This is a genomic window from Vibrio sp. CB1-5 (genome assembly GCF_059412285.1).
The window spans coordinates 243,152-250,015 of sequence record NZ_JBJHPB010000005.1 but is presented as its reverse complement, the minus strand read 5'-3'; the positions used below and the strand labels follow the sequence as shown (position 1 = coordinate 250,015).

The following is a 6,864-nucleotide window of genomic DNA, read 5'->3' as shown; positions in this document are numbered from 1 at the left end:
AGGTGGGTCAATTTTAAATCGGCGTTAGTGGGTCATTTTTACATCGGCGCTGACATGAACTAAATCAGCTTGTAAATGGTGAGTTTAAACGTAGATTTAACAAGCGTTATTACCGCTATAGAACAAGCCCAACAGAAGTACAATGGTTGGTTGAGCCATTTCATGGGAAGGTTAAAAACAAGCTCTTCCACCAGCATTTGTTGAATATTAGTGGAAGCAAAAGAGCTGCTGACAAAAACAAGCAAACCTCAATTTACATTAGCCCTCTTAGATTCAACAATGACGATATTAGGTCAGTAGAAGAGTTGGAATCTGAGTACAAGATACAATCCAAAAGCGACCATGACCTTACCAGTGCAGGTCTTACAGAAGAAGTTAAAAGCATTACCTACAAGCTCTTGCCACTGGAATATTAAAGGCAGCCACTAAGCTCTAGGACTATCAGGTTTTTTCTTTTTGTCAGATAGTTTAACTTCTACACACCATGCAAAGGTCTTCACATTTAGCCATTCAATCAGCATGGAAGCTCTAGGCATAGATAATTAGCACCAAAGTTCAGCTTTGTGCTCCGAGCCGGCTTAGCCTTTGCACTCACGGAATAACCCTCGACACTGATTCTGCGTCTGCTATCGTTGAATGAAAACTGCTGTCAGAAGGAATCTATATGGCAAGGATAAAAAAACGCATTGTAGATGAGTTTTATGGTGATGTACCTAAACGGTTGGCTTCCGAGTTCAGGACTCATAACAAAAGTTTGAGTGAAATGATTGAATCTAGCCACGGGAGGCAGGTGTACTTAAAGTCTACTTTGCTAGGTGTCGCTCATGATAACGCCTCTGTGAGCGCTGAAATGACGTTTCTTATGGGTAGGTATCTAGAAGATAGAAATAACATTTTCATATCTGCGGATGTACTCCAAATAATCAAAAAAGCAAAGCTGGATAATATGCCAGACGCAAGGATTCAACTCCCATTCAAAACCTTTAAACTTAGGTTTCCAGTAGGCTCAGTGGTTGATTCAGCAATAGTTACACTATCCCGCGGAAGCCTAGAGAAGTACCTTAATGAGGGCGGGGTTTTGGACAATCAAGAGCCTCGAGTTGTAGTGTGTGCGTCAAAATCATCTGAAGTAATCTGCGGCTCCACACTCATGAACAACATTATGAACTTAGCTCAGGAAAGTGAATTTCATAATATAATTATAAAGTTTTGCGTTCTATACAGCACAGGCCAAATCACCATGGATGAAGGGCATCCATTACCAACCAAATACAGCAAACCCAAACAAGGTGGCAAAAGCTGGTCATTTGGATTCAATAAACAAGAGTTTGATACCGAGATTTTTGTTAGACCTCACTTTAGAAATCTACGTGACGCAAGGTACTACAAAAATCCACCTTATGACTCTTGGGATATTGGCAGTAGGTGGACGTTTGTTACTGGCTCAACAAAGAATGCAGCGAGCTACCAATCGTAAAGACAAGTAATGCTCTAATGGGTGTATTAGCCCACTCAATCAGAGTAACCAACACCCCCAAAGTTACTACTATACTGATTCAGTATTTTTGTTTCGCATTTTGTAGGTTAGCCCTTCCATTAGGAGGGGCTTTTTACGTCCGTATGATTTCAAACAAGCCCACATAGTGTGCTTTTATTAAGCATACATCCCAGTAGGATTGAAGTTTAATCCAACAGCATGAAACTCTTTAAGTAATCTAGTTTGCCAATCAAGCTCTGCGCCAATATAAACAACACCTTGAATGTCATTTTGTATTTCAACACCCTGCTTAACAATAGCGGCTACATTATCTCGCCCAAGCCTAGCAATGAAATATCCATGCTCGAAGACAACATTTTGACGTGCTCTACCCTTTAACTCTGTAGCATCCTTATGCCTACCAACATCACATGGTGTATAGAGAACAATGGCAAAGTCAGCATTACCATATTTTTCAATCTTCTCAATGATAGTGCTACTGCCACTTGCTTGGTCCATCAGAATCACTGGCTCTAAGCCAATCTTTCTAATGAAGTTTTCCACTTCAAGTCTAAGCACGTCATCATGACCATGAACAATAAAGACTCTTTGTTTTGTATTCATATTCAATGGTGCCTTTGGGGCTGGAGCTGGTGTCCAAGCTTGTTTTGTTTGTTGTGTTTCAACTGGCTCAGTAGGTAGCGCAAAAATACTCTCTAGCTGAGCTTGGCTTGGTTTAGCTACTGGAACTGGCTTACGCACTGGCTGAGCAAGTCTGGCACCAAGCTTTGCATCTGCATTATAAGTGCCGTTTACAAGTTCATTGCCTATTCTCAGGCAGTTAGTTCTAAGTTCATCATTATGGTTTTTATCACCATGAAAATGGGAGGTTCTGTAGTCATCATGGTGCTCTATCAAACCAAGTATAACTCTACCTACTAACTGGTCATCTGATAGCTCCCAGAAGCCTCTGAGCCTGTTGGCTTTTGAGCTAGACGAATACCCTTCACTATACTGTTGCTCGTCTATATCTATATCGAAATCGACAAAGAACTCGTAGAACGTCTTGTTTGAAAAATCGAGGACGTAACCACCTAGCATTTGAAAATACTTCTCTAAAGCACCCTTGTCTTTTCTGGATATGTTTGCCATAAAATCTCCTTATAACAATATTTTACCATAAGGTTAATAAGGTACTGAAAAGAATATTTAATCTCGTCATCAGGTCTGTAACTGACGCATCTAATAGAGGGTAATGACAGACTCGACAAGCAGAAAGGCAGGATGGTTACGTTGATTAATTTAATCGAGATAGCAATGAGTCAGAATGAAATAACTCTTCAGAAAGAAATTTAGTTAGTGATTAAGACAGCGAAGCTGTCTGCAAGCTCTGCTTGCATATGTATTACTTATACTTCACTAATTGAGTAGATATCTACACTGAACCATTCTGCTAGTATGGCACTAATGAAGTAGATGACATTCTGACTTAATAACATTGGTTCAGTTAAAAGAATGTGCTTTGCACATTCCAACAGTCTTTGCTGCGCAAAGCCTGAGCATTCTGTATTTTATGTTACTTACTCGCACTCCTTTATAGGTTCCTTAATAGAGGTGTGAGTTAGTAACGCTTTTCCTGCTTATAGATGCGCCAGTTACGTTAAGCTTCTTTCAAAACATTAAACTCAAAATCCTTTGGTACACGTTTCATTGCATTGGCTTTGTATAATCTAAGCATGTGTATTGGCTCATTGATATCAGGGGTAAATCCATTTGCTTTAACAAACTTGTCCACCAGCCTCTTAGCTTTTGGCTTTGTCGCATATTTCTCGACCAGTGATTTAATTACTGGGCATCCTTTTCCCTTATTGCCCTTATTGCCTTTAGCATTTTTATTGCCAAATCGAGCACCACCACCTTTATCCTCTTTGAGCATAACTGCTTGTGAAGCATCAATTACCGCATTAGGTAACTTCTTCATAAGCCAATTAGCAGCTCTCATATCAGGAACAAAGAACTTACATGGTCTATTGTCGTCTGGCACTCGAATAGCAGTTCTAGTCACAGCTTGATAAACCACATCCAGAACATTTTGATTCACATAAGCATCGGTTAGATAATTCTTGTCATAGCCAAGAGCCTCTGAACACTTTTCCATGAATGGAATTTGGTAAGGGTTTGGATTAGCAGAGTAGATAACAGCAGCTTCAGTCTTATGCCTATAGGCATTCAACCCATGTGCTTTTGTTGGGATTAACTCAAGAGGCTCTTTCAATGCTTTTTCACGCTCCTTGTTTGTTATGGTAATAATATTCTGCTCTGTATTTCTCTGAACAATATCGACCATCTCATCAAAGTTAGCTTCCAAAACCTCTCGACTGATGAAGTCACGGTCTGAATCAGCAAACACTACTAATGGACAAATTGTGACGTGATTAGACATTTCATTGCCACGTACACTGAATTCACTATCACAACTGACACCTGCTTGATAATCACATAGTTTTGTAAAGTACATGAAAGGCATTGTGTCTTTGACTGTTGCAGCCATTAAATGAATTTGCTCAAAGTTTTCAAACTTCTTTGGGTCTGTATAGTAAGCATAGTGAAAACCATACTTGTCTTTACCTTGTTGCTCTTCAATTGCAAACTCTGAAGACAAAGCAGCCTCAAGCATTTCAGCTTTATCATCTGACAGTTCAGAGCTACCTTGCTTGTGTTCACGTAGTCGCTTTTTAACTTGCTCTTCACTGCTCATGATAAGCCTGAGCATTGCAGCATCCTCCATGCTAGTCCAAATGCTTTTGAACTGAAGAACCTCAAGTGGTAGTTCATCAATAATTAGAGTTCTTTCACCAAAGAAATCAGCATAGCGAAGCAATGTAGCGTGTGTAGTCAGAATCACTCTAGCATCTGCCACTTCCTGAGAGTTATTAGCTAGATATTCAGCAATTGTTTGTCCTCTTGGTGGGGTTTCACCAGTGATTACAAAGCAGTTGTCTAGCTTCTGCTCAATCTCATAGATTAACTTCAGTGTTGGCGCTGCAAATACAACTCTACATTCACTATCAACGATAGCTTTTACCATGGAGTGGGTTTTACCTGAACCAGGTGGGTACTCATGAATGAATAATTTGTTTGTTTTCATTATCTTTCCTTAGATGTGCGCAATCGAACCTACTGAAGTAGATTTATCTGGAAAGTATTCGTATTGGGGAATTACTTAATGCTTTGAGGTGCCGATTGCCGTCGGTTTATAAAAATAGAGATGCTCACTACTCGGCAAAGTGAGTGAGCTAAGCATTAAGCTGATGCTAGTAAGCATCTCTATTTTTACATCTGTATTTAGTGCGGAAGTGCTAGAAAGTAAACAAGTAAACTTTCTGTTGTATGCACTATTTTAACGTGGATTTTGAGCGCAATAAACAAACTGAAATTTTACACATACAACCTTTGGCTTCACGAAAACCCTTGTTTGTGTCAAAATGCACCACCTGTATAAAAGCCCAGTAAAAGTAATGACCAATACCGCAGAGCAGCTAATGCAAAGACCGTCTGAAGTTCTTCAAATTCAAGTGGACACCATCCGAGAGACTGCCAATAAGCTTCTAGATGAAAGCACTAGAGGTCAAAAGGGCCAGTTCATGACGCCTAACGCTGTTGCAAGACTGCTAGCTCAGCAATTCACTAACCTTGATGGCAACCTTTCAATTCTAGATGCAGGTGCAGGTGTAGGCTCACTAACTACTGCCTTGATTGCTCGTAGTATTGATGAATTCGCACCAACGGCTATTAGCTCTCACACTTGGGAGTTAGAGCCAGTTCTTGTAGAAAACTTAGAGCACTCTCTAAACTTAAACCAAGAATTCTGCGCCTCTAATGATATTAGGCTTGAGCACAACATTAATAGCGTTGATTTTATTGAGCACGCTGTTCAGCTGCTTAATGCACGTCAAAATGGAGAGCAAACTCCTACCTTCAATAAGGCAATCTTAAACCCTCCATATCTTAAAGTTGCTAAGACTAGCGCTGAACGTAGATTACTAAGAAGCGTTGGAGTAGAGACTGGCAATTTATATTCCTGTTTTGTTGCTCTTGCTTTGATGCTATTGGAAGATGGTGGGGAGCTGGTGGCTATTACACCTCGCAGTTTCTGTAACGGTCCTTACTTCAACGACTTTCGCAGAGTGCTGCTAGACAATAATTCTCTCTGTAAACTTCATATATTTGAAAGTAGAACTCGCGCATTTAGAGGCGATAAAGTTCTTCAAGAGAATGTGATTTTCCATATCACAAAAGGTCAAGCTCAAGGTCAAGTTGAAATAACGTCAAGCACTTGTGCCGATGACCCTGCACCACATCTTCGTACTTCGGAATTTAATGAAGTAGTCTGCCCGACAAACCCAGATAGATTCATTCATATCGTTACTAATGACCTTCAAGCTCAAATAGCACAGCGCATTGGTGGTATGCCTTGCTCTCTAGAGGACCTCGGCATTAATGCCAGTACTGGTAAAGTAGTAGACTTCAGAACCAGACCCAACCTTAGAGAGCAGCCTGAAGAAGGCGCAGTGCCTTTAATATTCCCTGTTCATTTCACTGATGGCAACATTGAATGGCCGCAAGACAATATTAAAAAACCAAACGCATTAGCTCAAAATGAAGAGACAGAAAGACAGTTAGTACCAAACGGTCATTATGTATTAACCAAAAGGTTATCGGCCAAGGAAGAGCCGAGAAGAATCTCAGCGGCACTATATACGCCAGAAATCACAGATAGCGATATGGTTGGCTTTGAGAATAAAACAAATTACTTTCATAGCAATGGACAACCATTAGAAGAAACTTTTGCTAAAGGGCTATGCGCTTATCTAAACAGCACAATAGTAGACCAGTATTTTAGGCAATTTAACGGCCACACTCAGGTGAATGCTACTGACTTGCGAGTTCTGCGCTACCCTGATGCTGAATCACTAGTAAGATTAGGAGAAGCTGTTGAGGGGTACAATCAAAACCACATAGATGAGATTGTACAAATAATCATTGAAGGTTAACCTTTTTAGCTATCTAAAGAAGCACTAAAAAAGGCAGGGTAATTACCCTGCCTTTTTTTAAAAATCGAAAATATAGATTTTAGACTTCCAAATAGTCACATCACAACCATGACTTTCTTTCTGCCTAGTAGGCTGAACACGCCCAGTCTTTTCAATATACCCTTTATTTTTTGCAGAGCTCATCACAGGACCTAGCCATCTAGCTTCCATCGGCTTTTCTAACCCTGCATCCCAAATATCATCAGGCGTAAACTCCTCGTTTAACTCAGCGACTTTTTTAACAGTCTCATGAGCTTTTCTAAGCCAAGTTACTTTATCCATTTGTCACTCCTA

The 6,864-nt window shown here is 40.2% G+C and carries 5 protein-coding genes; 2 read left to right on the top strand and 3 right to left on the bottom strand.

From position 1 onward, the window contains the following. Nucleotides 1-664: 664 nt before the first annotated feature. Nucleotides 665-1,477 (top strand): hypothetical protein, encoded by an 813-nt coding sequence (locus tag ACJB0T_RS06035; RefSeq protein WP_479292702.1) that lies wholly within the window; start codon nt 665-667, stop codon nt 1,475-1,477. 177 nt (nt 1,478-1,654) lie between these two features. On the opposite strand, the gene ACJB0T_RS06030 is transcribed toward ACJB0T_RS06035, so the two are convergent. Further along, a complete protein-coding gene (locus ACJB0T_RS06030) occupies nt 1,655-2,629 on the bottom strand; it encodes a TIR domain-containing protein (RefSeq protein ID WP_479292700.1) in 975 nt (324 codons plus the stop codon). A gap of 508 nt (nt 2,630-3,137) precedes the next feature. Continuing rightward, nucleotides 3,138-4,625 (bottom strand): DEAD/DEAH box helicase family protein, encoded by a 1,488-nt coding sequence (locus ACJB0T_RS06025; RefSeq protein WP_479292698.1) that lies wholly within the window; start codon nt 4,623-4,625, stop codon nt 3,138-3,140. 370 nt (nt 4,626-4,995) lie between these two features. Here ACJB0T_RS06025 and ACJB0T_RS06020 point away from each other — a divergent pair, with 370 nt between their 5' ends. Continuing rightward, the gene (locus ACJB0T_RS06020; RefSeq protein ID WP_495292914.1) at nt 4,996-6,531 is read left to right on the top strand and encodes an Eco57I restriction-modification methylase domain-containing protein; all 1,536 of its coding nucleotides are present in this window, start codon (nt 4,996-4,998) and stop codon (nt 6,529-6,531) included. 57 nt (nt 6,532-6,588) lie between these two features. Here the strand turns inward: ACJB0T_RS06020 and ACJB0T_RS06015 are convergent, their stop codons facing one another. Next, the gene (locus tag ACJB0T_RS06015; RefSeq protein WP_479292694.1) at nt 6,589-6,852 is read right to left on the bottom strand and encodes a hypothetical protein; all 264 of its coding nucleotides are present in this window, start codon (nt 6,850-6,852) and stop codon (nt 6,589-6,591) included. Nucleotides 6,853-6,864 lie beyond the last annotated feature (12 nt).